The sequence below is a fragment of the Pseudomonas sp. JZ134 genome, assembly GCF_051027695.1.
In the GTDB taxonomy this organism is placed as follows: domain Bacteria; phylum Pseudomonadota; class Gammaproteobacteria; order Pseudomonadales; family Pseudomonadaceae; genus Chryseomonas; species Chryseomonas luteola.
The window spans coordinates 3,619,860-3,645,775 of sequence record NZ_CP069250.1; the positions used below are offsets into that span (position 1 = coordinate 3,619,860).

At 55.7% G+C, this 25,916-nt stretch carries 25 protein-coding genes, 2 tRNA genes, 3 rRNA genes and 1 riboswitch; of the genes, 14 read left to right on the forward strand and 16 right to left on the reverse strand.

Annotated elements, in window-relative coordinates:
- Positions 1-5: 5 nt before the first annotated feature.
- From nusB to nrdR, 6 genes are all read right to left on the reverse strand, one after another.
- Positions 6-476, reverse strand: coding sequence for a transcription antitermination factor NusB (gene nusB / locus JQR86_RS16775; protein WP_434153932.1), 471 nt, complete (start codon positions 474-476; stop codon positions 6-8).
- Positions 473-949, reverse strand: a complete 477-nt coding sequence (ribH, locus tag JQR86_RS16780) for a 6,7-dimethyl-8-ribityllumazine synthase (protein ID WP_010796877.1) — start codon at positions 947-949, stop codon at positions 473-475. Before ribH ends, nusB begins: the two co-directional genes overlap by 4 nt.
- Before the next feature lie 115 nt (positions 950-1,064).
- Positions 1,065-2,150 carry a bifunctional 3,4-dihydroxy-2-butanone-4-phosphate synthase/GTP cyclohydrolase II gene (gene ribBA / locus JQR86_RS16785; RefSeq protein WP_019366828.1) on the reverse strand — a complete coding sequence of 362 codons (1,086 nt, stop codon included), beginning with the start codon at positions 2,148-2,150 and terminating at the stop codon, positions 1,065-1,067.
- An 18-nt stretch (positions 2,151-2,168) separates the two neighbouring features.
- Complete coding sequence (locus JQR86_RS16790) at positions 2,169-2,834, reverse strand: riboflavin synthase (protein WP_434153934.1); 666 nt, start codon at positions 2,832-2,834, stop codon at positions 2,169-2,171.
- Between the two features lie 2 nt (positions 2,835-2,836).
- Positions 2,837-3,958 (reverse strand): bifunctional diaminohydroxyphosphoribosylaminopyrimidine deaminase/5-amino-6-(5-phosphoribosylamino)uracil reductase RibD, encoded by a 1,122-nt coding sequence (gene ribD, locus JQR86_RS16795; protein WP_434154940.1) that lies wholly within the window; start codon positions 3,956-3,958, stop codon positions 2,837-2,839.
- 172 nt (positions 3,959-4,130) lie between these two features.
- A riboswitch (FMN riboswitch) is annotated at positions 4,131-4,274 on the reverse strand.
- A 64-nt stretch (positions 4,275-4,338) separates the two neighbouring features.
- Entirely contained in the window at positions 4,339-4,803 is a 465-nt protein-coding gene (gene nrdR, locus JQR86_RS16800; RefSeq protein WP_010796873.1) for a transcriptional regulator NrdR, read from the reverse strand.
- A 176-nt stretch (positions 4,804-4,979) separates the two neighbouring features.
- Here nrdR and JQR86_RS16805 point away from each other — a divergent pair, with 176 nt between their 5' ends.
- The 3 genes from JQR86_RS16805 to trxA all read left to right on the forward strand — a co-directional run bounded on the left by JQR86_RS16805 (position 4,980) and on the right by trxA (position 7,017).
- Positions 4,980-5,426 (forward strand): YbaY family lipoprotein, encoded by a 447-nt coding sequence (locus JQR86_RS16805; RefSeq protein ID WP_010796872.1) that lies wholly within the window; start codon positions 4,980-4,982, stop codon positions 5,424-5,426.
- Complete coding sequence (locus tag JQR86_RS16810) at positions 5,423-6,082, forward strand: class I SAM-dependent methyltransferase (protein ID WP_150348131.1); 660 nt, start codon at positions 5,423-5,425, stop codon at positions 6,080-6,082. The genes JQR86_RS16805 and JQR86_RS16810 overlap by 4 nt, the downstream gene beginning before the upstream one ends.
- A 62-nt stretch (positions 6,083-6,144) precedes the next feature.
- Positions 6,145-7,017 (forward strand): thioredoxin, encoded by an 873-nt coding sequence (gene trxA, locus JQR86_RS16815; RefSeq protein ID WP_010796870.1) that lies wholly within the window; start codon positions 6,145-6,147, stop codon positions 7,015-7,017.
- On the opposite strand, the gene JQR86_RS16820 is transcribed toward trxA, so the two are convergent.
- Positions 7,011-7,388 carry a hypothetical protein gene (locus JQR86_RS16820; protein ID WP_150348132.1) on the reverse strand — a complete coding sequence of 126 codons (378 nt, stop codon included), beginning with the start codon at positions 7,386-7,388 and terminating at the stop codon, positions 7,011-7,013. The genes trxA and JQR86_RS16820 overlap by 7 nt on opposite strands.
- Positions 7,389-7,509: 121 nt before the next feature.
- Here JQR86_RS16820 and JQR86_RS16825 point away from each other — a divergent pair, with 121 nt between their 5' ends.
- From JQR86_RS16825 to JQR86_RS16845, 5 genes are all read left to right on the forward strand, one after another.
- Positions 7,510-8,097, forward strand: coding sequence for a DUF2796 domain-containing protein (locus JQR86_RS16825; RefSeq protein WP_434153935.1), 588 nt, complete (start codon positions 7,510-7,512; stop codon positions 8,095-8,097).
- A 63-nt stretch (positions 8,098-8,160) separates the two neighbouring features.
- Complete coding sequence (locus tag JQR86_RS16830) at positions 8,161-8,868, forward strand: ABC transporter ATP-binding protein (RefSeq protein WP_122043622.1); 708 nt, start codon at positions 8,161-8,163, stop codon at positions 8,866-8,868.
- Between the two features lies 1 nt (position 8,869).
- Positions 8,870-10,132, forward strand: a complete 1,263-nt coding sequence (locus JQR86_RS16835) for an ABC transporter permease (protein ID WP_122043624.1) — start codon at positions 8,870-8,872, stop codon at positions 10,130-10,132.
- Positions 10,133-10,152: 20 nt separating this feature from the next.
- A complete protein-coding gene (locus JQR86_RS16840; RefSeq protein WP_010796865.1) occupies positions 10,153-10,641 on the forward strand; it encodes a DUF3299 domain-containing protein in 489 nt (162 codons plus the stop codon).
- A 91-nt stretch (positions 10,642-10,732) separates the two neighbouring features.
- A complete protein-coding gene (locus JQR86_RS16845; protein ID WP_434153936.1) occupies positions 10,733-11,416 on the forward strand; it encodes an OmpW/AlkL family protein in 684 nt (227 codons plus the stop codon).
- Between the two features lie 49 nt (positions 11,417-11,465).
- On the opposite strand, the gene JQR86_RS16850 is transcribed toward JQR86_RS16845, so the two are convergent.
- The 3 genes from JQR86_RS16850 to JQR86_RS16860 are packed head-to-tail and all read right to left on the reverse strand — an operon-like array spanning position 11,466 to position 13,618.
- Entirely contained in the window at positions 11,466-11,780 is a 315-nt protein-coding gene (locus tag JQR86_RS16850; protein ID WP_197872067.1) for an RnfH family protein, read from the reverse strand.
- Positions 11,773-12,207 (reverse strand): type II toxin-antitoxin system RatA family toxin, encoded by a 435-nt coding sequence (locus tag JQR86_RS16855; protein WP_010796862.1) that lies wholly within the window; start codon positions 12,205-12,207, stop codon positions 11,773-11,775. The genes JQR86_RS16850 and JQR86_RS16855 overlap by 8 nt, the downstream gene beginning before the upstream one ends.
- Positions 12,208-12,214: 7 nt before the next feature.
- Positions 12,215-13,618: a sodium-dependent transporter gene (locus JQR86_RS16860; RefSeq protein ID WP_074823433.1), complete on the reverse strand. Its 1,404-nt coding sequence runs from the start codon at positions 13,616-13,618 to the stop codon at positions 12,215-12,217.
- A gap of 102 nt (positions 13,619-13,720) precedes the next feature.
- Between JQR86_RS16860 and smpB the strand changes: the two genes are divergently transcribed.
- Positions 13,721-14,197, forward strand: a complete 477-nt coding sequence (smpB, locus tag JQR86_RS16865) for an SsrA-binding protein SmpB (protein ID WP_010796860.1) — start codon at positions 13,721-13,723, stop codon at positions 14,195-14,197.
- A 23-nt stretch (positions 14,198-14,220) separates the two neighbouring features.
- Here the strand turns inward: smpB and JQR86_RS16870 are convergent, their stop codons facing one another.
- Positions 14,221-15,006 (reverse strand): FCD domain-containing protein, encoded by a 786-nt coding sequence (locus JQR86_RS16870; protein ID WP_010796859.1) that lies wholly within the window; start codon positions 15,004-15,006, stop codon positions 14,221-14,223.
- Positions 15,007-15,234: 228 nt separating this feature from the next.
- Here JQR86_RS16870 and JQR86_RS16875 point away from each other — a divergent pair, with 228 nt between their 5' ends.
- From JQR86_RS16875 to JQR86_RS16895, 5 genes are all read left to right on the forward strand, one after another.
- A complete protein-coding gene (locus tag JQR86_RS16875) occupies positions 15,235-16,935 on the forward strand; it encodes a lactate permease LctP family transporter (protein WP_239383729.1) in 1,701 nt (566 codons plus the stop codon).
- A gap of 114 nt (positions 16,936-17,049) precedes the next feature.
- Positions 17,050-17,874 (forward strand): (Fe-S)-binding protein, encoded by an 825-nt coding sequence (locus JQR86_RS16880; RefSeq protein ID WP_434153937.1) that lies wholly within the window; start codon positions 17,050-17,052, stop codon positions 17,872-17,874.
- Positions 17,871-19,325 carry a LutB/LldF family L-lactate oxidation iron-sulfur protein gene (locus JQR86_RS16885; protein ID WP_434153938.1) on the forward strand — a complete coding sequence of 485 codons (1,455 nt, stop codon included), beginning with the start codon at positions 17,871-17,873 and terminating at the stop codon, positions 19,323-19,325. The genes JQR86_RS16880 and JQR86_RS16885 overlap by 4 nt, the downstream gene beginning before the upstream one ends.
- On the forward strand, positions 19,322-19,993 hold the full coding sequence (locus JQR86_RS16890) for a LutC/YkgG family protein (protein ID WP_434153940.1): 672 nt from the start codon (positions 19,322-19,324) through the stop codon (positions 19,991-19,993). Before JQR86_RS16885 ends, JQR86_RS16890 begins: the two co-directional genes overlap by 4 nt.
- Before the next feature lie 188 nt (positions 19,994-20,181).
- Positions 20,182-20,475, forward strand: coding sequence for a hypothetical protein (locus JQR86_RS16895; protein WP_010796854.1), 294 nt, complete (start codon positions 20,182-20,184; stop codon positions 20,473-20,475).
- Positions 20,476-20,579: 104 nt separating this feature from the next.
- Here the strand turns inward: JQR86_RS16895 and rrf are convergent.
- From rrf to JQR86_RS16920, 5 genes are all read right to left on the reverse strand, one after another.
- Positions 20,580-20,695, reverse strand: a 5S ribosomal RNA gene (rrf, locus tag JQR86_RS16900).
- A gap of 119 nt (positions 20,696-20,814) precedes the next feature.
- Positions 20,815-23,705: ribosomal RNA gene (locus JQR86_RS16905) — 23S ribosomal RNA — on the reverse strand.
- 246 nt (positions 23,706-23,951) lie between these two features.
- Positions 23,952-24,027, reverse strand: a tRNA-Ala gene (locus tag JQR86_RS16910).
- A 6-nt stretch (positions 24,028-24,033) separates the two neighbouring features.
- A tRNA-Ile gene (locus tag JQR86_RS16915) sits at positions 24,034-24,110 on the reverse strand.
- Positions 24,111-24,208: 98 nt separating this feature from the next.
- A 16S ribosomal RNA gene (locus JQR86_RS16920) occupies positions 24,209-25,745 on the reverse strand.
- The 16S, 23S and 5S rRNA genes sit together here with 2 tRNA genes alongside, the layout of an rRNA operon.
- Between the last annotated feature and the right edge of the window lie 171 nt (positions 25,746-25,916).

The window sequence follows — 25,916 nt, forward strand, 5'->3', positions numbered from 1 at the left end:
TACAGTCAACGCTTGGCGCGTAATTCAGCAGCGCGCAGCTTGGGCGCCAACTTATCCAGTACACCATTGACGAACTTGTGCCCGTCGGTTGCACCAAATATCTTCGCCAGCTCGATACCCTCGTTGATAACGACCTTATAGGGAACATCGATACGGTTGCGCAGTTCGTAGCAGGACATGCGCAGGATCGCGAGTTCAACCGGATCAACGTCTTCCAGCGGGCGGTCCAGGCAAGGGGTGATCAGATCATCGATCTCGGTTTTCAGGCCGGGAATGCCATGCAGGATCTCATGGAAATAAGCGCCATCAACATTGGCGAAATCGTTGTCCACACGGAACTGGGCTTCGATCTCGTTGATCGCCTGCCCCGCCATATGCCACTGATACAACGCCTGAACCGAAAGGCTGCGGGCTTCACGACGCGCAGCAATCTTGCCGCGCGGAGCTTTGGGCTTTTGGCCGTCTACAGCGCTCACTTGGCCTCCAGCTGCGACAGCAGGCTCACCATTTCAAGAGCAGACAGCGCCGCTTCGGCACCCTTGTTACCCGCCTTGGTGCCCGAACGCTCGATGGCCTGCTCGATGGAATCAACCGTCAACACGCCAAAGGAGACCGGCACACCGAACTCCATGGAAACCTGCGCCAGGCCCTTGGTGCACTCGCCGGCAACGTAGTCAAAATGCGGCGTGCTACCGCGAATCACAGCGCCCAGCGCGATGATGGCGGAATATTCGTCACGCTGGGCAGCCTTCAGGGTAGCCAGCGGAATTTCAAAGGCGCCAGGAACGCGGATAATGGTGATGTCTTCCTTGCGGATACCATGGCGTACCAGGGCATCTACGGCACCTTCAACCAGGCTTTCAACCACAAAGCTGTTGAAGCGGCCAACCACCAGGGCAAAGCGGCCTTTTGGGGCAATGAAAGTACCTTCAATGGTCTTCACGGTCATGAGCAGGTCTCGTCTGTTAAAGAACCGGAGCGTTTTCGTACGCCCCGCAAATAAATCCGATCGTCGGCGCGACGGTCATCAACCATCGCACCGTTCAGGCCATCCGTAGGCCGGTTTATACGGGAGGCAGGTATTCTACAACTTCAAGGTCAAAGCCGGATATGGCATTGAACTTCATCGGTGCACTGAGCAGACGAAGCTTACGTATGCCCAGGTCACGCAGGATTTGCGAACCAGCGCCTACGGTGCTGTATGTGCTCTGCGGCTTGGGCTTGCTGACCGGCTCACGCAGGTGGGTGAGCAAGTCGTCGCCTGCCAGGGAATGCCCCAGCAGTAACACCACGCCTGTGCCAGCTTCCGCGACCTTGGTCATGGCATCGCGCAGACTCCAACGGCCTTCCTGATTCACCAGCAGCAGATCGCGCAGCGGGTCCATATTATGCACGCGCACCAGGGTCGGTTCATCACTCTTGATGGTACCCATAGTCAGCGCCAGATGAACGTCACCTTCCACCTCGTCACGGTAGGTGACCAGATTAAAGCGTCCCAGCTCGGTTTCCAGTGGCTGTTCGTCGATCCGCTTGACGGTATGCTCGTGCAGCAAACGATAGTGGATCAAATCGGCAATCGTACCGATCTTCAGCCCATGCTCTTCGGCAAAGGCTTCGAGCTCCGGACGACGGGCCATGGTGCCGTCATCGTTCATGACCTCACAGATCACCCCGGTCGGCTCAAAGCCTGCCATGCGCGCCAGATCGCAAGCCGCCTCGGTATGTCCGGCACGGGCCAGCACACCGCCCGGCTGAGCCATGAGCGGGAAGATATGACCTGGGCTGACGATATCGGCGGCCGTTGCTTTTTTAGCCGCGGCCACCTGTACGGTACGTGCGCGGTCTGCAGCGGAAATACCTGTCGTCACCCCTTCGGCCGCCTCGATGGAGACGGTGAACTTGGTGCCGAAACCCGAGCCATTGCGGGCTGCCATCAACGGCAGGTTCAGCGCCTCGCAGCGCTCCTTGCTCATCGGCATGCAGATCAAACCACGAGCATGCTTGGCCATGAAGTTGATGTGCTCAGCCTGCACGCACTCAGACGCCATGATGATATCGCCTTCGTTCTCGCGATCCTCATCATCCATGAGGATGACCATCTTGCCTTCACGGATGTCCTGGATAATTTCTTCGATGCTGTTCAGTGCCACGGAGGTCTTCCTTTACGCTCAGGAGTTGAGATAGCCGTGTTGGGCCAGGAATTGTTCGGTAATACCGCTGCCCTTCTGCGGTTCGGCAGCCTTGTCACCCATGAGCAGGCGCTCCAGGTAGCGGGCCAGCAGATCTACCTCCAGGTTGATCTTACGGCCGGGGCGATAGTCCGCCATAATGGTCTCGGCCAGGGTATGCGGTACGATGGTCAGTTCAAACTCGGCGCCATCCACCGCATTAACGGTCAGGCTGGTGCCATCGACGGTGATCGACCCCTTCAGGGCGATATAGCGCGCCAGCTCGCGAGGAGCACGGATACGGAACTGTACGGCGCGGGCATTATCCTGGCGTGAAACCACTTCACCCACGCCATCCACATGCCCGCTAACCAGATGACCACCCAGACGGCTGGTTGGCATCAGAGCCTTCTCAAGATTGACCCGACTGCCAATCTTCAGATCAACAAAGGCCGTACGCGCCAGTGTCTCGCGGCTTACGTCCGCCCAGAAGCCATCACCGGGAAGCTCTACGGCCGTCAGGCATACGCCACTGACGGCAATACTGTCACCCAGCTTTACATCGGCAAGGTCCAGCTTGCCGGTCTGTACATACACGCGCATGTCGCCACCTTTAGGCGTCAGCGCGGCGATCGAGCCTATGGCTTCGATGATGCCAGTGAACATGTCTACCTCGAAACGTCAGAAATAAGGGGCGCCGGGGCGCCTGAAACGGGTTTAGCCACAATATGCCAGTCACGACCCACGGGCGTGATCTCTATGATTTCAAGCTCAGGCGCTTCGCTCATGACTTCAAGCGGCCACGTCAGCAACGGACGCGCCGTCGAGCCCAACAGCTTGGGCGCCATGAAGAAATGGAATTCGTCAACCAACCCCTGCCGCGCGAACGCACCGGCCAGCTGGGGACCAGCCTCGACCAGCACCTCGTTCATGCCACGGTCAGCCAGAAGCTGTAATAACGGCAGCAGGGCGATATGCCCCTGATCCTCGGGAAGCGTCAGCAATTCATGCCCTTGGGACTGGTACTGCGCTGCTCGCTCAGTTGAAAGGGCCGCGACCCAGGCAGGGCCTGCCTGAAAGAACGCCGCGTCCAGCGGGACACGACATTGGCTGTCCACCAGTACACGCTGGGGTTGGCGGCCCATGGCAAGCGCAGCCTGCTCCACCGTCTCGCCAAGCTCTTCAGCGCGCACGGTCAGCCGAGCCTTGTCCATCAATACCGTATCGGCACCGGTCAACACTACACTGGACTGTGCACGTAAGCGTTGTACCTGGGTGCGGGCTGCAGGGCCGGTGATCCATTGGCTTTCACCACTGGCCATTGCTGTTCGGCCATCCAGACTCATGGCGAGCTTAACGCGTACGAACGGAAGGCCCGTGACCATACGCTTGATAAATCCCTGGTTAAGCGCCCTGGCTTCATTTTCGAGTACGCCACAGGCCACCTGAATACCTGCCTCTGCAAGCCGCTTGAGACCACGGCCGGCCACCTGTGGATTCGGATCCTGCATGGCAGCCACCACGCGTCCGACCCGAGCACTGACCAAGGCGTCGGCACAGGGCGGCGTACGGCCAAAGTGACTGCAGGGTTCCAGCGTGACATAGGCGGTCGCGCCCTGTGCACGCGCTCCTGCCTGTCGCAGCGCATGGACTTCAGCATGGGGTTCGCCGGCACGCACATGCCAGCCCTCACCAATGACCTGGCCATCCTTGACGATGACACAGCCCACGCGGGGATTGGGATGAGTGGAGTACAGCCCCTGACGCGCCAACTCGAGCGCACGGGTCATGTATAACTGATCGGCCAGTTCCGAAGCGTTGGGATTGCCTCCGCGGCCGGCAGCGCCAGCATGATCAGAGGAATCGACAGTAGACATGAAACGTCCTCGCTAAACATGAGTGAACGTTTCAGGGCAAATAGGCAAAAGCTGCACGCGTACGCTTTCCGGCACGCGCAGACAGACGCATCTTCTTTCATCCGGACTATGACCGTCGGCCCTGGAATCACACCAGATCTGCTGACCTCCGACGCATCGGAGCGCTCGCGGGCTTGCCACCACGTGGTTTACCGCCGGTGGGGAATCTCGCCCCGCCCTGAAGACCGGAGCGACTATAGCGAAGTAGAGCCTCTGCCAGCAATGGGCTAGCGACAAATGACCCACTGCAGCGGTCAGGCTTTACTCGGATCACGGGCCAGCCGATCAATTTCCTCACGAAACTCGGACAGGTCCTGAAACTGACGATAAACGGACGCGAAGCGGATAAAGGCAACCTCATCAAGCTTGCGTAGCTCTTCCATCACCAATTCACCCACGACACGGGATTTGATCTCGCGTTCGCCCGTCGCGCGCAGCTTGTGCTTGATATAGGCAATCGCCTCTTCCAGACGCTCGATACTGACCGGGCGCTTTTCCAGCGCACGCTGCATACCGGCCCTGAGTTTTTCTTCGTCGAAAGGCTGGCGAGTACCGTCCTGCTTGATCAGGCGCGGCATGACCAGCTCAGCGGTCTCGAACGTTGTAAAACGTTCCTGGCAGTTCAGGCACTCACGACGACGGCGCACCTGCTCGCCTGCTGCAACCAGGCGTGAGTCGATGACCTTGGTATCGTGGGCACCGCAAAAAGGACAGTGCATGTCAGAAGCAGCCGAAATAAACGGAGGGCCATGGTAGCGCATCCTGCCTGAGAAGGAACCTTGCAAGGCCTCAAGAATCGACAGAACACGTCTGGCGGCTCCGTGACACAATCCTCTTCCCGCCGGTCGTGGGTTGTATAAGAATGCGCCGCCGAATCTGCCCTGGAGCCGTTACCATGTCGTTGCGCCCGCTGTTGCCCGTGTTGTTGATAAGCCTGCTTGCAGCCTGCTCTGAAAAGCCTGTTGCACCGGCAGAACCTGCCAAAGAACCCGAGCCGGTGGCCGGTGCGCCGCGTCCCGGAAATCTGCGGGAGGTCTCTGGAACGTTACGGACACCAGACGGCGCCATCGCACCAGGTGCACAAGTTGAAGTGGCCATGCTGGTGATCGACAGTCAGGACCGTCCCCAGCGGCTGCTCGCCAGCGAGACATTGACAGGCAATGGCAAGGCCCTGGCGTTCCGCCTGCCCTTTAATCCAGAGGTATTTCCCCAGAACGCCAAGGTCGAACTGCACGCTCGCGTCAGTCAATCCGGTCAGCTGGTCTGCTACCTGTCTCCCGTCAAGATCAGTCAGCCTAATACCCAGGTTCTGGGCGAATTAGTGCTGGATCAGACTCCATGACCCCACCCGCCACCCTGCGAGCAGCGCTAAGGGATCTGCTGGGTGATGCTGAACTGAGTATTCAATCCCTGCCGGGATGCGACATCGCGCTCTGGTTGATCGATCCCGCCAACATGGAGCGGGCCTTTTCACCCGAAGAAACACAACGACTGCTGGCGTCCCCACCCTACTGGAGTTTTTGCTGGGCCAGCGGTCTGGTACTGGCCCGTTGGCTGGCCGAGCAGCCGGAGTGGGTACAAGGCAGGCGCGTGCTCGATTTTGGCAGCGGGTCAGGGGTTGCCGCGATTGCTGCTGCCAAGGCGGGGGCCGCTGAAGTAGTGGCCTGTGACTGCGATCCGCTGGCCTTGGCCGCCAGCCGAGCGAATGCGGACCTGAATCAGGTGACGCTGGAATACTCCGACGACTTCTTTGCTGAGGCCGACCGTTTCGATTTGATCATTGTGGCCGATGTGCTGTACGACCGTGCGAACCTGCCCTTGCTGGACGATTTTCTGAGCCGCGGACAAAGCGTGCTGATAGCGGATTCCCGAGTCAAGAATTTTGACCACCCTAGGTATACAGCGCTAGCAAGCCGGGAGGCCTGCACCTGGCCGGACCTTGCCGAGCCGGCTGAATTCAGATGGGTTAATCTCTACCACGCACAACGTACTTGCTGAAGGTTGTTTTCGGCAGGCGCGTCTCCACATATAGTTCATCTTTTCGTTACCCGAGTCTGTCTATGAGCCAGGACACGTCCTACATTTTTGATGCGACGCTTGAGAACTTCGAACAGAAGGTCATGGAGCAGTCGTTCAACACGCCCGTACTGGTTGATTTCTGGGCCGAGTGGTGTGCGCCCTGCAAGGTACTGATGCCTATGCTGGCCAGCATCACCGAGTCCTTTGGCGGTGCACTGCATCTGGCCAAGGTCAACTGTGATATCGAGCAGGAACTGGTAATGCGTTTCGGCATTCGCAGCCTGCCGACGGTCGTCCTGTTCAAGGACGGCCAACCGGTCGACGGCTTTGCGGGTGCGCAGCCTGAGTCTGCCGTTCGCGCCATGCTGGAGCCGCATGTACAGGCGCCTGCACCCGAGGCCGAGAACCCGCTGGACGCCGCACAGTTGCTGTTTGATGAAGGTCGTGCTGGCGAAGCGGAGGCCGTACTCAAGCAGCTCTTAGGTGAAGACAATACCAATGCGCCCGCGCTGATTCTCTATGCGCGCTGCCTTGCCGAGCGCGGCGAACTGGATGAGGCTGAAACGGTACTGGGTGCAGTCACTGGTGACGATCACAAGCAGGCGCTGGCAGGTGCAAAGGCACAGCTGACGTTCCTGCGCCAAGCTGCCAGCCTGCCTGATGCAGCCGATCTGAAGGCGCGCCTGGCTCAGGATCCATCCGATGACGAAGCCACCTATCAGCTTGCCGTCCAGCAATTGGCGCGCCAGCAATATGAAGCGGCCCTGGATGCCCTGCTCAAGCTATTCATGCGCAACCGCACCTATGGTGAGGACCTTCCTCGCAAGACCATGGTGCAGGTGTTCGATCTACTCGGCAACGAACACCCACTGGTTGCAACCTACCGCCGTCGTCTCTATCAGGCGCTTTACTGATGCCCGTCGGGCGCTGGCTCCTGGCCGGTGCCCGCCCACACAAACACTTGTGCCTCGTCTGTTTTCTCAATCCGGATATTCGGGTTATGCCGCAGCCGTACAATCAGCTGCTTGGCTGACCCCACGTTACCCGCCAGCTTTTCCAGCGCACTCAGCAGATGAGGCCCCTCGATACGCCGCTCCTGCTCAACCAACGCAAGCACCGACTCCCACAGGGGATCGCTATGGGTCTTTGGCACCGGAACAGGTGTATTGGACGGCACAGGCTGAGCATGGTTAAGCCCCTCGGCAAGACGAGTCCAGTCTTCTGCTTCCAATTCGACCGTCAGATCCACTGGCCACGTGCCTATTTTCCCTTGGATACGGATCATCGTTATCGCCTTTTTTGAACCATGTCTTATGATGCCACGTGCCAGTGGGTGAGAGCATTTCTATTGCGGTCATCTTTTGTTACGACATAACATACAGTCAAATCCATCAATGGAGCTGACCATGCGTTCGTTGCTGCTTGCCCTGCCGTTTGCCGTATTGCCTCTTACTGCTGCCTTTGCCCACGATGAACATGATCACTCACATGGAAGCCTGGGCGCCCATGAGCATGGCGTTGCACAACTCAACGTCGCGCTGGATGACAACTCGCTGGAACTGGAACTACACAGCCCTGCCATGAATCTGGTGGGCTTCGAACATAAGGCCCAGTCCGCTCAGGACAAGAAGGCCGTCGAAGTGGCCAAGCAGCAGTTGGCTAACCCGATTACCTTGTTTGGCATCCCAGCCGCTGCAGGGTGCAAAGTAAGCAAGACTGATCTGGACAGTCCCCTGTTTGGCTCTGAAGAGCGCCATGACCATGATGATCATGATAGCCATGCCAAGAGCGAGCACGAGCACGAGCACGCTCATAGCGACATCGACGCGGACTACACCCTCGCCTGTGACAATCCCAAAGCATTGACTGCGCTGGACCTGGCGGGCCTGTTCAAGCAATTCCCGGCCACACACAAGGTCAATGTTCAAGCCATTACTGCTCAAGGCCAGAAAGGTGAGGAACTGACGCCTGCCCAAACTCGCCTCGCGCTATAAACGTTCCCCTTAAAACGGGTAGCTTCCCTCTTTGCTGCCCGTTCTTTTTATGCCAAGGCCACCATGAGCGCATTAATCGAACTCAACGACCTGGGCTTCGCCTGGCCCGGTCAGCCCGAGCTGCTGGATATCCCTCATTTTCAGTTGCAGCGCGGCGAAGCCGCCTTTCTAAAAGGCCCCTCAGGTAGTGGCAAGACTACCCTGCTGGGCCTGCTCGGCGGTGTAAACAAGCCAAACCGTGGACACGTCAGGTTATTAGGAGAAGACCTCTCCAGCCTGTCTTCGGCGCGTCGTGATCACTTCCGCGTCGACCATACCGGCTATATCTTTCAGCAGTTCAACCTGCTGCCCTTTCTATCTGTTCAGGAGAATGTCGAACTCCCCTGTCATTTTTCGGCCCTGCGCTCGCAGCGCGCCAAAGAGCGCCATGGCAGCCAGGCAGAAGCGGCGCGTGCCCTGCTTTCCGCTCTGGGGCTGGGTGAGCGTACCCTGGGAGAGCGTCGCGCAGGAGCTCTTTCGATTGGGCAACAGCAACGTGTAGCGGCAGCGCGCGCACTGATCGGTCAACCCGAACTGGTTATTGCAGACGAACCCACTTCAGCGCTTGATGCCGATACTCGAGAGGCCTTTTTGAACCTGTTATTCGCCGAATGCCGCGCCGCCGGCTCAAGCCTGCTCTTTGTCAGTCACGACCAGGGGTTGGCCCCGCTTTTTGACCGCAGCCTGTCCCTGCTTGAACTCAACCGCGCGGCGCGACCGGCAGAGGTGTGAGATGTACTTGTTTCGCCTGGCACTCGCCAGCCTTTCCAATCGTCGCTTTACTGCCCTCCTGACCGTATTCGCCATCGCGCTATCAGCCTGCCTTTTGCTGGCAGTCGAACGCGTCCGCACCGAGGCCAAGGCTAGCTTTGCCAGTACCATTTCCGGAACTGACCTGGTGGTTGGCGCACGCTCCGGAGCGGTCAACCTGCTCCTGTATTCGGTGTTTCGCATTGGCAACGCTACCAACAACATTCGCTGGGACAGCTATACCCAGCTGGCCGAAAATCCCAAGGTCAAATGGGCCATTCCGCTTTCACTGGGCGACTCCCACCGCGGCTATCGGGTGCTGGGTACCAGCCAGGCCTATTTCGAGCATTACCACTATGGTCGCAACCAGGCGCTCACGCTCAGCGAAGGCAAGCCATTTCAGGATATCTATGATGTAGTGCTTGGTGCCGAAGTCGCTCAAGCCCTGCATTACAAACTGGGCGACCATATTGTTCTGGCCCATGGAGTCAGCACAATCAGCCTGGTCGAGCATGGGGACAAACCGTTCACGGTAGTGGGTATCCTCGCGCGGACGGGCACGCCCGTGGATAGAACACTGCATATCTCCCTTGAGGGCATGGAAGCTCTTCATGTGGACTGGCAGAACGGTGCACCGGCGCGTGGCGCAGGCAAGATCAGTGCAGACCAGGCCCGCCAGATGGACCTGACACCCAAGGCCATCACCGCCGTGCTGCTCGGCCTCAATAGTAAAGTCGCCACTTTTGGTCTCCAGCGCGCCATCAATGAATACCGCGGAGAGCCGCTGATGGCCATCTTGCCGGGTGTTGCGCTCCAGGAACTCTGGAGCCTGATGGGCACCGCCGAGCAGGCACTGTTCATCGTCTCCCTGTTTGTGGTTCTAACCGGCCTGATCGGCATGCTGACGGCTATTCTGACCAGCCTTAATGAGCGGCGGCGAGAGATGGCTATCCTGCGTTCGGTGGGCGCCCGCCCGTGGCATATCTTCAGCCTGCTGGTAGCCGAAGCCTTCGCGCTGGCACTGGCAGGTGTCGTGGCCGGGCTTGCCCTTCTCTATGTGGCGATTGCTATCGCGCAGGCACCCGTACAGGCTTATTATGGCCTGTATCTGCCTCTGGAATGGCCTTCACGTTACGAGTGGACGTTACTGGGCGGTATCCTGATCGCTGCGCTGTTGATGGGCTGTGTTCCTGCCTGGCGCGCTTACCGTCAATCCCTGGCCGACGGCCTGTCCGTTCGCTTATAGCCTCAAAGACCGGAGCGTCCATGTATCGCGTGCTGTTGGTGCTTGCCCTGCTGTTCACCTCCTCCATCTGGGCAGCGCCTCGCGCGCTTTCCTGGGGGGAGCTGATCCCGGAGGGCGCACCGCCGCCTCCGCCACCTGTACCCTTGCATCAGGGCTCACTGGATGAAAGTGGGCCTGCCGCCTTGCAGCAATCACCCAATGCTCCCGTGGTAAAAGCGCTGGAAGGTCAGGAGGTCAAGCTCCCGGGCTACATCGTGCCAATCATGGTGACTGAGGAAGGGGAAGTCACCGAGTTCCTGCTTGTACCTTATTACGGTGCCTGCATTCATGTACCTCCGCCTCCGTCCAACCAGATCGTCTATGTCAAAGGCGCCAAGGGCGTTGAACTGGCCCAGCTACATCTTCCGTACTGGGTAGAAGGTACGTTGCATGTTGATTCAGCCAGTACGGACATGGCGGAAGTCGGTTATCAGATGCAAGCCACTCAGGTAACTCATTATTCGCTGTAATCAGCGTTTCGTTGAGCCAAGTCAACATATGATGCCTCTCTCATCCTTAACATGTCGTTAGCCAACTAAACAACATGCTTTGGAGTGCATCATGCGCAAGCTGCCCCTAACCGCCGCCCTGCTGGCCCTCACCGCTGTTTCTCCGCTCGCCCTTGCCCACCAGGCCGGTGACATCATCATCCGTGCTGGCGCAGCGACCGTGGATCCACATGAAGACAGCGGCAATATCTCGGCCGCAGCAGCGGGCGGCAAGGTTGCAGGGACCAAGGCCACCGTTGACTCCGATACTCAGCTTGGCCTGGCAGCGGCCTACATGATCACAGACCACGTCGGCATCGAGCTGCTGGCCGCAACGCCGTTCAATCATCGGATCGGTATAAAAGGCCTGGGCGCTATGGATGGCAAGCTGGCAGATGTCAAGCAGCTGCCACCCACCCTTTCGCTTCAATACTATCCGCTGAACCCTCAGTCCCGTATTCAGCCGTACGTAGGCGCCGGTATCAACTACACCCTCTTCTTTGACGAGGATCTGGCCAGCAGCCGCAAATCGGCAGCCGGTGGCGGTTTCAGCAATCTGAGCCTGGACAATTCCTGGGGTTATGCGTTTCAGGCAGGCGTGGATTATCAGCTAACGGATCATCTGCTGCTCAACGCCGCCGTCTGGTACGCCGATATCGACACCAAGGCGACTGCCGACTCGGCGCTGGGTCGCGTAAAGGTTGATGTCGATATCGATCCCTGGGTCTACATGGTAGGTCTGGGCTACAAGTTCTAATCAGTACCCGGCAAAAAGGCCTTCATATGAAGGCCTTTTTTATTGTCGGCTAATCCGCCCCGCCTTCCTTCCTGGCCTTTGCCAACTCGGCGCGCCGCTTGCGGGCTTCCTTGGGGTCTGCAATCAACGGTCGATAAAGCTCAACCCGATCACCTGCCTCCAGTACGCGCGTATCTGCATCAGAAATGACCTTTCCAAAGAGCCCGACAGCCAAGGTATCGATCGGCACCTTTGGAAAGCGCTCAGCCATTCCGGACAGCTCCAAGGCTTCACGTACGGTGGTACCTACCGGAACTTCCAGCGCGATCAGGGCCTGCTCGTCTGGCAAGGCCAGCGCGACCTCGACATTTATCCGCTCAGCCATACAGCTGCTTGGCCCGTTGGCAGAACGCATCAACCATGGTGTTTGCAGCCTGATTGAATAGCGGGCCCAAGGTGGCCCGAATCAAAGCGCCCTGATACTCGAACGACAGGTCCAGCGAGATCTTGCAGGCTTTCTCACCCAGTGCCTTGAACTGCCAGACGCCATGCAGCTGACTAAAAGGCCCCTTTTCCAGATCCATGACGATGCATTGATCCGGCGTCAGCGTATTGCGTGTCGTGAACTGCTGGCTAAGCCCACCTTTGGCAACCGTCAATCCTGCACGCATTTCGTTTTCGCCCTGCTCCAGTATCTGGGCAGACGAACACCAGGGCAGAAATTCCGGGTAACGCTCCACGTCATTTACCAGCGCATAGAGCGCCGAGGCGGGGTAAGGCAATAAAGCCGAGCGTTGTATATGCGTAGTCATTGGTACCTCAATTCCAAAACTGTGCGGCAAACACAATGAGAATGCCTAGAGGGGCAACGTAGCGCATCAGGAAAAGCGCCAGAGCGAATAAGGCCGGGCTGCGCACCGACAACTCATCCCTCACCTGCTCACGCCCCATTACCCACGCTGCGAACACTACAAAGAACAGACCGCCGAGCGGCAACATGATTCGCGACGTCAGAAAGTCGATGACGCCAAAGAAATTCAACCCGCCTTCAGCGCCCCATTGATACAAGTGGAAGTGCCCCGCCTCGCTTACGAAGAACTTGGCCTGCTCCCACAGGTTGAACGATAACACTGTGCCTAGCCCGACCAGCCAGCAGATGAAAGCCAGAATGACAGTCACCCAGACGCGGCTCAGTCGGGTGCGCTCGATCAGGTAGGCCACCATCGGCTCAAGCAGAGAGATTGCCGAGGTCCAGGCGGCAATCGCCACTAGCACAAAGAACACCAGCCCCACGATCTGCCCCATGGTCACACTGCCGAACGCCAACGGCAGCGTCACGAACATCAATCCCGGTCCTTCACCAGGATTCAGGCCTGCCGCAAAGACGATTGGAAAAAGCGCCACCCCCGCCAGGAGCGAGACGAATGTATCCAGCAAGGCAACCGCTACGACGGTCTTGCCCAAGGAAGAGGACTTCGGCATGTACGCACCGTAGATCATCAACGAACCTACGCCTACGCTCAGCGAAAAGAACGCATGCCCCATCGCAGGAAGCAGGCCCTCCATGAGCCGCGAGGTATCAAAATGGAACATGAAGTGCAGCCCTTCCATGAAATGTCCCGTTGTCATGCTATAGCCCAGCAGAAGCAGCAACAGCACAAACAACAGCGGCATCAGGATACGCAAGGCTTTTTCCAGGCCATTCACCACCCCCTTGGCAATAACCCAGGCGGACAACACCATGAACAGGGTGTGCCACAAGGTCATTCGCCAGGGATCGGAGGTCAACGCACCAAACAGTGCACCGGCTTTAGGTCCATCGACACCTTGAAAATCGCCACGGCCGACACCAAGAATATAATCAAGCGACCAACCGCCAACGACGCTGTAGAACGATAGGATGAGCAAGGCATTAACCATGCCGGCCAGCGCTGCCCAGGACCATCTTGGTGATCGGGCAGCGGCTACTGCCAGATCACGCATGGCATTGGCCGGACTTTGCCGGGCACGCCGTCCAATCAGCGTTTCCGCCAACATGACAGGCAAGCCAATCAAGGCGATGCAGACAAGGAACATAATGACAAATGCACCGCCACCATAAATCCCTGTCATATAAGGGAACTTCCAGATGCTCCCCAGGCCTACAGCGGAGCCGGTCGCGGCTAATATAAACACCCAGCGGCTAGCCCACCCGCCATGCACGGAAACCTGATCATTTGCCATTGAAGTTATCGGTACTCAAAAAAGTTGGCTATTGTCCGACTTTCACCGCTCCCTCTCAAGCACATGGCGGTTGCCCCACTGACTCCCCTATAATGCGCGTCTATGGCCAAACAAAAGAAAATCTCTTCCGGAACCATCGTGCAGAACAAGAAAGCGCTGCACGACTACTTCATCGAAACCCGCTTCGAGGCAGGCATTGCCCTGTCCGGCTGGGAAGTCAAAAGCCTGCGCGCAGGCAAGGCACAACTGACAGACAGCTATGTTCTGCTCAAGGATGGCGAGGCCTGGCTGCTTGGTAGCCACATCACCCCCCTGCAGACAGCCAGCACCCACGTCATTGCCGATCCTCAGCGTACTCGCAAGCTGCTTCTACATAAACGAGAGCTAGGCAAGCTGTTTGGTGCAGTGCAACAGAAAGGCTTCGCCTGCGTTGCGTTGTCCATTTACTGGAAAAAGCACCTGATCAAATGCGAAATTGCCCTGGCGAAAGGTAAAAAAGAATTCGACAAGCGTGCGACAGAGAAAGAGCGCGACTCGAATCGAGAGATCCAACGTGCTATGCACAAGGATCAGAAATAATAAAAGGCGCTCCAAGCGCCTTTTTATACCTTCGAAAAGTCTTCCGTCTTCTGTCGGCGCTGTGAGCGTGCAATACGCTGCGCTTCTTCCTGTGCTTCTTCCAGCACTTCCTGCACATAATGAATGTGTCGGCTGGCAATTTCCCGTGCATCGTCAGCACGCCGCTCGATGATGGCCTGATACAGCTCCCGGTGCTGCTGCATCAACATATCCCGTGTCTCGCTACGCTGTGCGTACATACCGCCGATATTGGTCACTACATTGCGCTTGAGCAAATCGAACAGACCGCGAATGGTATGCAGCAGGATAGCGTTGTGGCTGGCTTCGGCAATAGCCAGGTGAAAGCTGGCGTCTGCTGACCCCTCTTCCGAGCGGGAGATCGTTTCAGGTTGCGCATAGCAGTCCTGCAAAGCCTTGAAGGCCTGCGTCAAACGCTGATGATCGAGTTCGGTCGCACGCAAGGCGGCGTAATAAGCGCAAGAACCCTCAAGCATGTGGCGAAACTCGAGCAGGTCCTGCCGTGTTTCTTCACGACTTTCGAGTAACTGAAGCAAGGGATCGCTAAACGTGGAGCCGAACGAGGCAGCAACGTAAGTTCCGCCGCCCTGGCGACTGATCAATACTCCCCGAGCAACCAGCTTCTGAATCGCCTCGCGTAGCGAGGGCCGTGACACACCAAAGCGCTCCGCCAGCACCCGCTCGGCCGGCAACCGCTCACCGGCCTTCAGTGAACCCTCAACAAGCAGCGCTTCAATATGTTCAACGATGTCATCCGACAAACGACGTTGGCGTACCTGATCGAACCCCATCTCCATCCTCTGATGTGCCTGCCAGAGCGGCGGCGTTGATTTTGAGCCAAACGGCCTTCGCGCATCCAGACTAAAGTCTTAAAAAGCAAGGTTTGACAGACTTGCCAGGCAACTTTTAACCTCAACCGTCAGCCATTGTAAATTGGTATGACCAATTTAGGCATTAAGAAACCGATACGCCTATCGGAAGCACCGCCCCCTACACAACAACAATCAAGGGAGCTCTACATGGAAACTTGGCAACAGCTGTATACACCGCTTGGCAGTCTGGGCTTGTCCGCGACGGCGGCACTTGTCCCTATCGTGTTTTTCTTTCTTGCATTGGCTGTCTTTCGCATGAAGGGCCATCTCGCCGGAACCATTACCCTGGCGCTATCCCTTGGTATTGCCATTCTGGTCTACCGGATGCCGGTAGAAAAAGCGCTGGCAGCGGCCGGGTATGGATTCCTTTATGGCCTATGGCCAATCGCCTGGATCATCGTCGCAGCGGTTTTTCTCTACAAACTGACCGTCAAAAGCGGTCAGTTCGATGTCATCCGCAGCTCAGTCCTTTCCATTACGGATGACCAACGTCTGCAGGTGCTGCTTATCGGGTTCTGCTTTGGAGCCTTTCTTGAAGGCGCAGCAGGCTTTGGCGCACCCGTCGCCATTACTGCAGCCCTGTTGGTGGGTCTGGGACATAATCCGCTAAAGGCGGCAGGTCTATGCCTGATTGCCAATACCGCCCCGGTTGCATTCGGCGCTCTAGGTATTCCAACAATCGTAGCGGGCCAGGTAACCGGCATTGATGCTTTCAAACTGGGCGCCATGACCGGTCGCCAGCTTCCACTGCTGTCTCTGCTGGTCCCCTTCTGGCTCATGGCCATGATGGATGGCATGCGTGGTCTGCGTGAAACCTGGCAGGCAGCCCTCGTATGCGGTAGCAGCTTTGCCGTTTCCCAGTACTTTACCTCGAACTACATCGGCCCAGAGCTACCCGACATCACCTCGGCCCTGTTCAGCATGGTTTCGCTGACCGCCTACCTGAAGCTGCGTCAAAGCCGTCACGCCGTCGCCCAAGAGGTGGTCGGGGTCAGTGCAGGCGGGGCAGCAACCCTGGGCGGCGGCCCCGGCTTTGGCCGAGCACCAGGCAACCGCACACCTTCGCCCTATACACTGGGACAGATCATCAAAGCCTGGTCGCCCTTCCTGATCCTGACCGCGCTGGTTACCGTCTGGACACTCAAACCCTTCAAAGCAATGTTTGTCGCAGGTGGCTCACTCTACAGTCTGGTCATTAATATTTCGGTGCCGTTCCTGGACAAGCTTGTTCTCAAGACTGCACCGATTGCGACAGACCCTACTCCAATAGCTGCGGTCTTCAAATTCGATCCTGTTTCTGCCACAGGTACAGCGATCCTGATTTCGGCTCTTATCTCCATGGCAATCCTCAAGATCAAGCCTGGCGTAGCACTGTCCACATTCAAGGAAACGCTGGTGGAGTTGCGATGGCCAATCCTTTCGATTGGCATGGTGCTGGCCTTTGCGTTCGTAACCAACTATTCCGGCATGTCGACAACACTCGCTTTAGTACTGGCGGGAACAGGAGCGCTCTTCCCATTCTTTTCACCATTTCTCGGTTGGCTCGGGGTTTTTCTAACAGGATCGGATACCTCTTCAAACGCTCTCTTCGGCTCTCTACAGGCCACCACTGCCCATCAAATTGGAGTATCGGACACCCTGCTGGTTGCGGCTAACAGCAGCGGCGGCGTAACAGGCAAAATGATTTCACCACAGTCGATTGCCGTTGCCTGTGCTGCTACCGGCATGGTTGGGAAAGAATCTGACCTGTTCCGTTTCACCCTGAAACACAGCCTGATCTTCGCCACTATTGTAGGCCTTATCACGCTGGTCCAAGCCTATGTACTCACCGGCATGATCCTTCACTAACAGATAAAGGCGAATTAAGAAGTTGCCGCCAAGACACCGGTGCCGGGCTCGTCCCGGCACTGCCATAACCCCATCCCACAGGATGGATAACCGGGCAAACCCGGAGACGCCTGAATGAGTGAGCTTTTTTATAACGCAGCGCCCAATGCCACCCGCATCGCTCCACCCATTCCAAAGCAGCGGGAATACCCCGCGCAGAAGCCTCAACACGTTTATTTATTCGGTACCTGTGTTGTCGATCTGTTTTATCCAGAAGCAGGCATGGACAGTATCCGTCTGCTGGAGCGTGAAGGTATTACGGTCCATTTTCCCCAAGGTCAAAGTTGCTGCGGGCAGCCTGCCTATACTTCCGGTTATACCGATGAAGCACGCGAAGTCGCACGAGCACAGCTGGGCCTGTTCCGTCAGGACTGGCCGCTGGTTGTTGTTTCGGGATCATGCGCAGGCATGATTCGTCATCACTATTCGGAATTGTTCAAACATGAGCCTGCTACGCTTCGTCAAATCGAAGCACTGGCCGACCGAACCTATGAATTGGCCGAATTCCTGCTCAACGTTTGTAAAGTTGACCTCAAGGATCGCGGGGCGCCTACCAAGGTTGCACTTCATACCTCCTGCAGCGCACGCCGCGAGATGAATACACACATCCATGGCAGAGCCTTACTCGCTCAGCTAGAGGCGGTCCAACGGGTTGATCATGACCATGAAAGCGAATGCTGCGGCTTTGGCGGCACTTTCTCGGTCCGTATGCCAGATATCTCTGGTGCCATGGTGGCAGACAAGACACGTGCTCTTCAGGAATCGGGTGCTGCTCAAATCGTGACCGCTGACTGCGGTTGCCTAATGAACATCAATGGTGCCCTGGAAAAGCAGAACGCTACATTGCGTGGGCAGCATCTTGCCAGTTTCATCTGGCAGCGAACCGGAGATAGCGTATGAACCAGATGACCCGAATTCCCGCTCTGGAGATTCCCACACCACCCTTCAAGACGCGAGCGCGCCAAGCGCTGAACGATGAGCAGCTGCGCCGTAATTTCCGTGTTGCCATGGATTCACTGATGACCAAACGCCTGGCCATTATGAGTGATCCTGATGAGCGTGAGCGGCTACGAGAAATGGGCAATCGCATTCGTGCACGGGCGCTTTCCAAGCTGCCTGACCTCCTTGAAAAGCTGGAAGCCAACCTGACACGCAACGGTATTCAAGTTCATTGGGCAGAAACGACAGACGAAGCCAACGCTATCGTTCAGTCAATCGCCAAGGCACACAAGGCCACACGCCTGATCAAGGGAAAGTCCATGGTCAGTGAAGAGATGAACATGAACCATGTGTTGGAAAAGCAAGGCACAGAATGCCTTGAGTCAGATATGGGTGAGTACATCATTCAGCTGGCCGGGCAGAAACCTTCGCATATCATCATGCCTGCGATTCACATGAATGCTGCCCAGGTGTCCTCACTATTCAGTAACACCCTTGGCACCGAATACACCACAGATGTCGATAAACTGATTCAAACGGGCCGGCGCGTATTACGACAAAAATTTTTCGAAGCAGATATCGGCATATCAGGCGTTAACTTCGCAGTAGCTGAAACAGGCACTCTGCTGCTTGTTGAAAACGAAGGGAACGGCCGCATGTCCACAAGCGTTCCTAACGTACATATCGCTGTCACCGGAATAGAAAAAGTTGTGGAAAACCTGCGTGACGTCGTGCCGCTGCTATCGCTTTTGACACGCTCAGCATTAGGCCAGCCGATAACTACCTATGTGAATATGATCTCAAGCCCACGCAAATCCGATGAGCTGGATGGGCCACGAGAAGTGCACCTTGTTCTTCTAGACAATGGCCGCAGTCAGGCCTTTGCCGATGGAGAGTTGCGACAGACACTTAACTGCATTCGCTGTGGCGCCTGCATGAATCATTGCCCGGTTTATACCCGTATCGGCGGACATGCCTACGGCACAGTATATCCTGGCCCTATCGGAAAGATCATATCGCCACACTTGCTAGGGTTGGAAAACACACCGGACCACCCAAGTGCTTCATCGCTGTGTGGCGCCTGCGGAGAAGTCTGCCCTGTAAAAATCCCCATTCCTGCGCTATTACGCCGGCTACGAGAAGAAAATGTTAAACCGCCAGAAGCCACCCCTCATCTCATGCGCGGCCAAGGAAGCAAGTTCTCTCCGCGTGAAAGACTGACCTGGAAAGGCTGGAAGACACTCTACACATCCCCAACGCTCTATAAATCTTTTGCCTACCTCGCAACACGCTTTCGAAATCTTACTCCCGGAAATGTTGGGCCATGGAGTGAGCACCATGTTGCGCCCAAGCCTGCCTCGAGATCACTTCACGAGTTGGCTCGTGATCACCTAGGGGAGGACAAAGCATGAATGCCCGCAGCAATATTTTAGGCAAACTTCGGAAAAGTTTGGCTGGCACAACGCCTGTAAAAGATGACTATGACGTATCACTAGTAACCCAATCCTGGAGCTATGCGCCTGAGGAGCGCATCAGTCGACTACGAGCACTTATGGAGGCGGTTCATACAGAGATACACCTCACCACAAAAGAACGTTGGCCCGCACTGGTCGAGCAACTTCTTCACGACAAACAAATTCCTAGCCTGCTTATAGCCCCTCAGACACCCCATGGCGACCAGCTTACGGCCTATTGGAAAGATAAAGCGGGACTTCCTTTTCTCAAGGCCTATGACCGCCCAATTGAGGAATGGAAAGCGGAACTCTTCAACGAGACCCCAGCCAGCTTAACGGGGACGCTCGGAGCTATAGCAGCAACAGGTAGCCTAGTACTCTGGCCAACCCGTGAAGAACCTCGACTAATGAGTCTGGTTCCACCCGTTCACATTGCTCTCCTGCAGGCCAGCAAGATCGAAGATAACCTTTATACGTTTCACGACAAATACCAGTGGCGGGAAGGTATGCCTACCAACGCACTGCTCATCTCCGGGCCATCCAAAACCGCTGACATAGAGCAAGTACTGGCGTACGGCGCACATGGTCCCAAGGATTTGGTCGTCCTAATAATTGAAGATGCTTAACTTACATAGCGGTTTGGAGCGCGCTTCTGTAAGGGTATTTGAAGCATTTCTTTAAAAGATAAATGAAACGTAAGCGGCCGATAGCAGTCCACTCGTATGAGGCTGGTTAGTCCTTTAATGGAGCCAGCAAGGTCCTTCTGACTTAGCCTGGAAATTCGCTTACGCCATTCATGTTCAAGGAGATGTCTATGAAACGCACCGCTTTAGTAGCTGCCGTAGCTGCCCTAATGGCTTCACCTGTTTTTGCTGAAGATCTTTGCGCTATTCAGCTGCAAAAAATTGATGACGCCATGAAAACCACACCATCAATGGCAACCGCTACCGCAACAGACTCCAATGTCCAGGTGCAACGTATCAAAGAGCTTCATGAAGAGGCGGTAAAGCATCAACAAGCAGGTGATACCAAGAAGTGCATCGCCTCGGCCAACCAAGCATTATCCCTGATCCGCAAACCAGGCGGAGAGACAGGTGGCAGCAAATAAGCAGCTCTTATAGGCCACGCAGGAAGGAGCAGCCCATCGCCTTTATTTCCTGCTGCAAAAGCAAAACCCCCGGGCGGTTAGGCCTGGGGGTTCTGGGTATAGGTGCTTGACGATGACCTACTCTCACATGGGGAAACCCCACACTACCATCGGCGATGCATCGTTTCACTTCTGAGTTCGGAAAGGGATCAGGTGGTTCCAACGCTCTATGGTCGTCAAGCAATTCGGGTGGGGAACCGGTGTCTAGTCGTTTCCCCGAATGGGTATGTGATCGGTATTTTGCGGTTCAACCAAGCTTTCGGCCGGTCTTTACCAAACAACAGATTGTTTGGGTGTTATATGGTCAAGCCTCACGGGCAATTAGTATCGGTTAGCTCAACGCCTCACAGCGCTTACACACCCGACCTATCAACGTTGTAGTCTTCAACGGCCCTTCAGGAAGCTCAAGGCTCCAGTGAGATCTCATCTTGAGGCAAGTTTCCCGCTTAGATGCTTTCAGCGGTTATCTTTTCCGAACATAGCTACCCGGCAATGCCACTGGCGTGACAACCGGAACACCAGAGGTTCGTCCACTCCGGTCCTCTCGTACTAGGAGCAGCCCCTCTCAAATCTCAAACGTCCACGGCAGATAGGGACCGAACTGTCTCACGACGTTCTAAACCCAGCTCGCGTACCACTTTAAATGGCGAACAGCCATACCCTTGGGACCGGCTTCAGCCCCAGGATGTGATGAGCCGACATCGAGGTGCCAAACACCGCCGTCGATATGAACTCTTGGGCGGTATCAGCCTGTTATCCCCGGAGTACCTTTTATCCGTTGAGCGATGGCCCTTCCATACAGAACCACCGGATCACTAAGACCTACTTTCGTACCTGCTCGACGTGTCTGTCTCGCAGTCAAGCGCGCTTTTGCCTTTATACTCTGCGACCGATTTCCGACCGGTCTGAGCGCACCTTCGTACTCCTCCGTTACTCTTTAGGAGGAGACCGCCCCAGTCAAACTGCCCACCATACACTGTCCTCGATCCGGATAACGGACCAGAGTTAGAACCTCAAGCATGCCAGGGTGGTATTTCAAGGATGGCTCCATGGGAACTGGCGTCCCCACTTCAAAGCCTCCCACCTATCCTACACAAGCAGGCTCAAAGTCCAGTGCAAAGCTACAGTAAAGGTTCACGGGGTCTTTCCGTCTAGCCGCGGATACACTGCATCTTCACAGCGATTTCAATTTCACTGAGTCTCGGGTGGAGACAGCGCCGCCATCGTTACGCCATTCGTGCAGGTCGGAACTTACCCGACAAGGAATTTCGCTACCTTAGGACCGTTATAGTTACGGCCGCCGTTTACCGGGGCTTCGATCAAGAGCTTCGCTTGCGCTAACCCCATCAATTAACCTTCCGGCACCGGGCAGGCGTCACACCCTATACGTCCACTTTCGTGTTTGCAGAGTGCTGTGTTTTTAATAAACAGTCGCAGCGGCCTGGTATCTTCGACCGGCATGAGCTTACGGAGCAAGTCCTTCACCCTCACCGGCGCACCTTCTCCCGAAGTTACGGTGCCATTTTGCCTAGTTCCTTCACCCGAGTTCTCTCAAGCGCCTTGGTATTCTCTACCCGACCACCTGTGTCGGTTTGGGGTACGATTTCTAATTACCTGAAGCTTAGAGGCTTTTCCTGGAAGCATGGCATCAACCACTTCCTCTTCATAAGAAGAGTCGTCATCAGCTCTCGGCCTTAACTGTCCGGATTTACCTAAACAGTCAGCCTACCGCCTTAAACTTGGACAACCAACGCCAAGCTGGCCTAGCCTTCTCCGTCCCCCCATCGCAGTAATTAGAAGTACAGGAATATTAACCTGTTTCCCATCGACTACGCCTTTCAGCCTCGCCTTAGGGGTCGACTCACCCTGCGTCGATTAACGTTGCGCAGGAACCCTTGGTCTTTCGGCGTGCGAGTTTTTCACTCGCATTGTCGTTACTCATGTCAGCATTCGCACTTCTGATACCTCCAGCAAGCTTCTCAACTCACCTTCACAGGCTTACAGAACGCTCCTCTACCGCTCATCTTGCGATGAACCCGTAGCTTCGGTGTGTAGTTTGAGCCCCGTTACATCTTCCGCGCAGGCCGACTCGACTAGTGAGCTATTACGCTTTCTTTAAAGGGTGGCTGCTTCTAAGCCAACCTCCTAGCTGTCTAAGCCTTCCCACATCGTTTACCACTTAACTACAACTTTGGGACCTTAGCTGACGGTCTGGGTTGTTTCCCTTTTCACGACGGACGTTAGCACCCGCCGTGTGTCTCCCATGCTTGCACTTCTGGGTATTCGGAGTTTGCATCGGTTTGGTAAGTCGGGATGACCCCCTAGCCGAAACAGTGCTCTACCCCCCAGAGTGATACATGAGGCGCTACCTAAATAGCTTTCGAGGAGAACCAGCTATCTCCGAGCTTGATTAGCCTTTCACTCCGATCCACAAGTCATCCCCTGCCTTTTCAACGGAAGTGGGTTCGGTCCTCCAGTCAGTGTTACCTAACCTTCAACCTGCTCATGGATAGATCGCCCGGTTTCGGGTCTATACCCAGCGACTAAAACGCCCTATTAAGACTCGCTTTCGCTACGCCTTCCCTATACGGTTAAGCTTGCCACTGAATATAAGTCGCTGACCCATTATACAAAAGGTACGCAGTCACCCAACAAAGTGGGCTCCCACTGCTTGTACGCATACGGTTTCAGGTTCTATTTCACTCCCCTCTCCGGGGTTCTTTTCGCCTTTCCCTCACGGTACTGGTTCACTATCGGTCAGTCAGTAGTATTTAGCCTTGGAGGATGGTCCCCCCATATTCAGACAACGTTTCACGTGCGCCGTCCTACTCGATTTCACTCAAAAGATCCTTTCACCTACGGGGCTATCACCCACTATGGCCGCACTTTCCAGAGCGTTCGGTTAAAATCAATTGAGCTTAAGGGCTAGTCCCCGTTCGCTCGCCACTACTTAGGGAATCTCGGTTGATTTCTTTTCCTCAGGGTACTTAGATGTTTCAGTTCCCCTGGTTCGCCTCTCACACCTATGGATTCAGTGTGAGATACCTGACTTATGTCAGGTGGGTTCCCCCATTCAGAGATCTCCGGATCACAGTCTATTTGCCGACTCCCCGAAGCTTATCGCAGGCTATCACGTCTTTCATCGCCTCTGACTGCCAAGGCATCCACCGTATGCGCTTATTCACTTGACCATATAACCCCAAAGAATCTGAAGTTATGTTTGGTTTGGAACACGACATTCGCCGAAAACTTGCGCTTGAACTCGCAAATTTACCTTGACCACATAGTCTGCAGTGAAACAGCCTATGTGTTCGTACTTCTATCACATACCCAAATTTTTAAAGAACAGTCTGAAAACAAAGTTCAGAAGTCAATGCTCCGACCCAACCCTTAGGGGGGGGTAAGCACTCAGTTCTGAGCTTTAACGCGGTGTTAGATGGTGGAGCCAAGGAGGATCGAACTCCTGACCTCCTGCGTGCAAAGCAGGCGCTCTCCCAGCTGAGCTATGGCCCCATCGATTGGTGGGTCTGGGCAGATTCGAACTGCCGACCTCACCCTTATCAGGGGTGCGCTCTAACCAACTGAGCTACAGACCCAATCGTCTAACGCTTGAGTCTTGACTCATCTCGCGTCTTTATTTCAGTGAATCAAGCAATTCGTGTGGGAGCTTATGCCAAAGCTGGGATCTATCGATTAAGGAGGTGATCCAGCCGCAGGTTCCCCTACGGCTACCTTGTTACGACTTCACCCCAGTCATGAATCACACCGTGGTAACCGTCCTCCCGAAGGTTAGACTAGCTACTTCTGGTGCAACCCACTCCCATGGTGTGACGGGCGGTGTGTACAAGGCCCGGGAACGTATTCACCGTGACGTTCTGATTCACGATTACTAGCGATTCCGACTTCACGCAGTCGAGTTGCAGACTGCGATCCGGACTACGATCGGTTTTATGGGATTAGCTCCACCTCGCGGTTTGGCAACCCTTTGTACCGACCATTGTAGCACGTGTGTAGCCCAGGCCGTAAGGGCCATGATGACTTGACGTCATCCCCACCTTCCTCCGGTTTGTCACCGGCAGTCTCCTTAGAGTGCCCACCATAATGTGCTGGTAACTAAGGACAAGGGTTGCGCTCGTTACGGGACTTAACCCAACATCTCACGACACGAGCTGACGACAGCCATGCAGCACCTGTGTCAGAGTTCCCGAAGGCACCAATCCATCTCTGGAAAGTTCTCTGCATGTCAAGGCCTGGTAAGGTTCTTCGCGTTGCTTCGAATTAAACCACATGCTCCACCGCTTGTGCGGGCCCCCGTCAATTCATTTGAGTTTTAACCTTGCGGCCGTACTCCCCAGGCGGTCAACTTATTGCGTTAGCTGCGCCACTAAAGTCTCAAGGACCCCAACGGCTAGTTGACATCGTTTACGGCGTGGACTACCAGGGTATCTAATCCTGTTTGCTCCCCACGCTTTCGCACCTCAGTGTCAGTATCAGTCCAGGTGGTCGCCTTCGCCACTGGTGTTCCTTCCTATATCTACGCATTTCACCGCTACACAGGAAATTCCACCACCCTCTACCGTACTCTAGCCAGGCAGTTTTGGATGCAGTTCCCAGGTTGAGCCCGGGGATTTCACATTCAACTTACCAAGCCACCTACGCGCGCTTTACGCCCAGTAATTCCGATTAACGCTTGCACCCTCTGTATTACCGCGGCTGCTGGCACAGAGTTAGCCGGTGCTTATTCTGCTGGTAACGTCAAAGCTGCAACGTATTAGGTTACAACCCTTCCTCCCAGCTTAAAGTGCTTTACGACCCGAGGGCCTTCTTCACACACGCGGCATGGCTGGATCAGGCTTTCGCCCATTGTCCAATATTCCCCACTGCTGCCTCCCGTAGGAGTCTGGACCGTGTCTCAGTTCCAGTGTGACTGATCATCCTCTCAGACCAGTTACGGATCGTCGCCTTGGTGAGCCGTTACCCCACCAACTAGCTAATCCGACCTAGGCTCATCTGATAGCGTGAGGTCCGAAGATCCCCCACTTTCTCCCGTAGGACGTATGCGGTATTAGCGTTCCTTTCGAAACGTTGTCCCCCACTACCAGGCAGATTCCTAGGCATTACTCACCCGTCCGCCGCTGAATCAGAGAGCAAGCTCTCCTCATCCGCTCGACTTGCATGTGTTAGGCCTGCCGCCAGCGTTCAATCTGAGCCATGATCAAACTCTTCAGTTCAAACATATTTGGGTTTTGAGAAAACCCTAAACTTGGCTCAGCAATCGCAAATAAACTCTCGAATTCACGAGTGTTACTTGTCTTGCTGATAATCTTGTCGATCCATCAGTCTTACAGCACAAGCACCCACACGAATTGCTTGATTCAACTTGTTAAAGAGCGGTTGGTTAA

Coding starts and splice junctions, on each gene's coding strand:
- JQR86_RS16840 (WP_010796865.1), top strand. CDS start 10,153: ATGTATCGCGTGCTGTTGGTGCTTGCCCTGCTGTTCACCTCCTCCATC.
- JQR86_RS16870 (WP_010796859.1), bottom strand. CDS start 15,006: ATGGGGTTCGATCAGGTACGCCAACGTCGTTTGTCGGATGACATCGTT.
- JQR86_RS16855 (WP_010796862.1), bottom strand. CDS start 12,207: ATGACTACGCATATACAACGCTCGGCTTTATTGCCTTACCCCGCCTCG.
- JQR86_RS16875 (WP_239383729.1), top strand. CDS start 15,235: ATGGAAACTTGGCAACAGCTGTATACACCGCTTGGCAGTCTGGGCTTG.
- JQR86_RS16895 (WP_010796854.1), top strand. CDS start 20,182: ATGAAACGCACCGCTTTAGTAGCTGCCGTAGCTGCCCTAATGGCTTCA.
- JQR86_RS16845 (WP_434153936.1), top strand. CDS start 10,733: ATGCGCAAGCTGCCCCTAACCGCCGCCCTGCTGGCCCTCACCGCTGTT.
- JQR86_RS16805 (WP_010796872.1), top strand. CDS start 4,980: ATGTCGTTGCGCCCGCTGTTGCCCGTGTTGTTGATAAGCCTGCTTGCA.
- JQR86_RS16860 (WP_074823433.1), bottom strand. CDS start 13,618: ATGGCAAATGATCAGGTTTCCGTGCATGGCGGGTGGGCTAGCCGCTGG.
- ribD (WP_434154940.1), bottom strand. CDS start 3,958: ATGACCCGTGCGCTCGAGTTGGCGCGTCAGGGGCTGTACTCCACTCAT.
- JQR86_RS16890 (WP_434153940.1), top strand. CDS start 19,322: ATGAATGCCCGCAGCAATATTTTAGGCAAACTTCGGAAAAGTTTGGCT.
- JQR86_RS16835 (WP_122043624.1), top strand. CDS start 8,870: ATGTACTTGTTTCGCCTGGCACTCGCCAGCCTTTCCAATCGTCGCTTT.
- JQR86_RS16790 (WP_434153934.1), bottom strand. CDS start 2,834: ATGTTCACTGGCATCATCGAAGCCATAGGCTCGATCGCCGCGCTGACG.
- JQR86_RS16825 (WP_434153935.1), top strand. CDS start 7,510: ATGCGTTCGTTGCTGCTTGCCCTGCCGTTTGCCGTATTGCCTCTTACT.
- trxA (WP_010796870.1), top strand. CDS start 6,145: ATGAGCCAGGACACGTCCTACATTTTTGATGCGACGCTTGAGAACTTC.
- JQR86_RS16830 (WP_122043622.1), top strand. CDS start 8,161: ATGAGCGCATTAATCGAACTCAACGACCTGGGCTTCGCCTGGCCCGGT.
- JQR86_RS16810 (WP_150348131.1), top strand. CDS start 5,423: ATGACCCCACCCGCCACCCTGCGAGCAGCGCTAAGGGATCTGCTGGGT.
- JQR86_RS16885 (WP_434153938.1), top strand. CDS start 17,871: ATGAACCAGATGACCCGAATTCCCGCTCTGGAGATTCCCACACCACCC.
- JQR86_RS16850 (WP_197872067.1), bottom strand. CDS start 11,780: ATGGCTGAGCGGATAAATGTCGAGGTCGCGCTGGCCTTGCCAGACGAG.
- JQR86_RS16820 (WP_150348132.1), bottom strand. CDS start 7,388: ATGATCCGTATCCAAGGGAAAATAGGCACGTGGCCAGTGGATCTGACG.
- smpB (WP_010796860.1), top strand. CDS start 13,721: ATGGCCAAACAAAAGAAAATCTCTTCCGGAACCATCGTGCAGAACAAG.
- nrdR (WP_010796873.1), bottom strand. CDS start 4,803: ATGCACTGTCCTTTTTGCGGTGCCCACGATACCAAGGTCATCGACTCA.
- ribH (WP_010796877.1), bottom strand. CDS start 949: ATGACCGTGAAGACCATTGAAGGTACTTTCATTGCCCCAAAAGGCCGC.
- JQR86_RS16880 (WP_434153937.1), top strand. CDS start 17,050: ATGAGTGAGCTTTTTTATAACGCAGCGCCCAATGCCACCCGCATCGCT.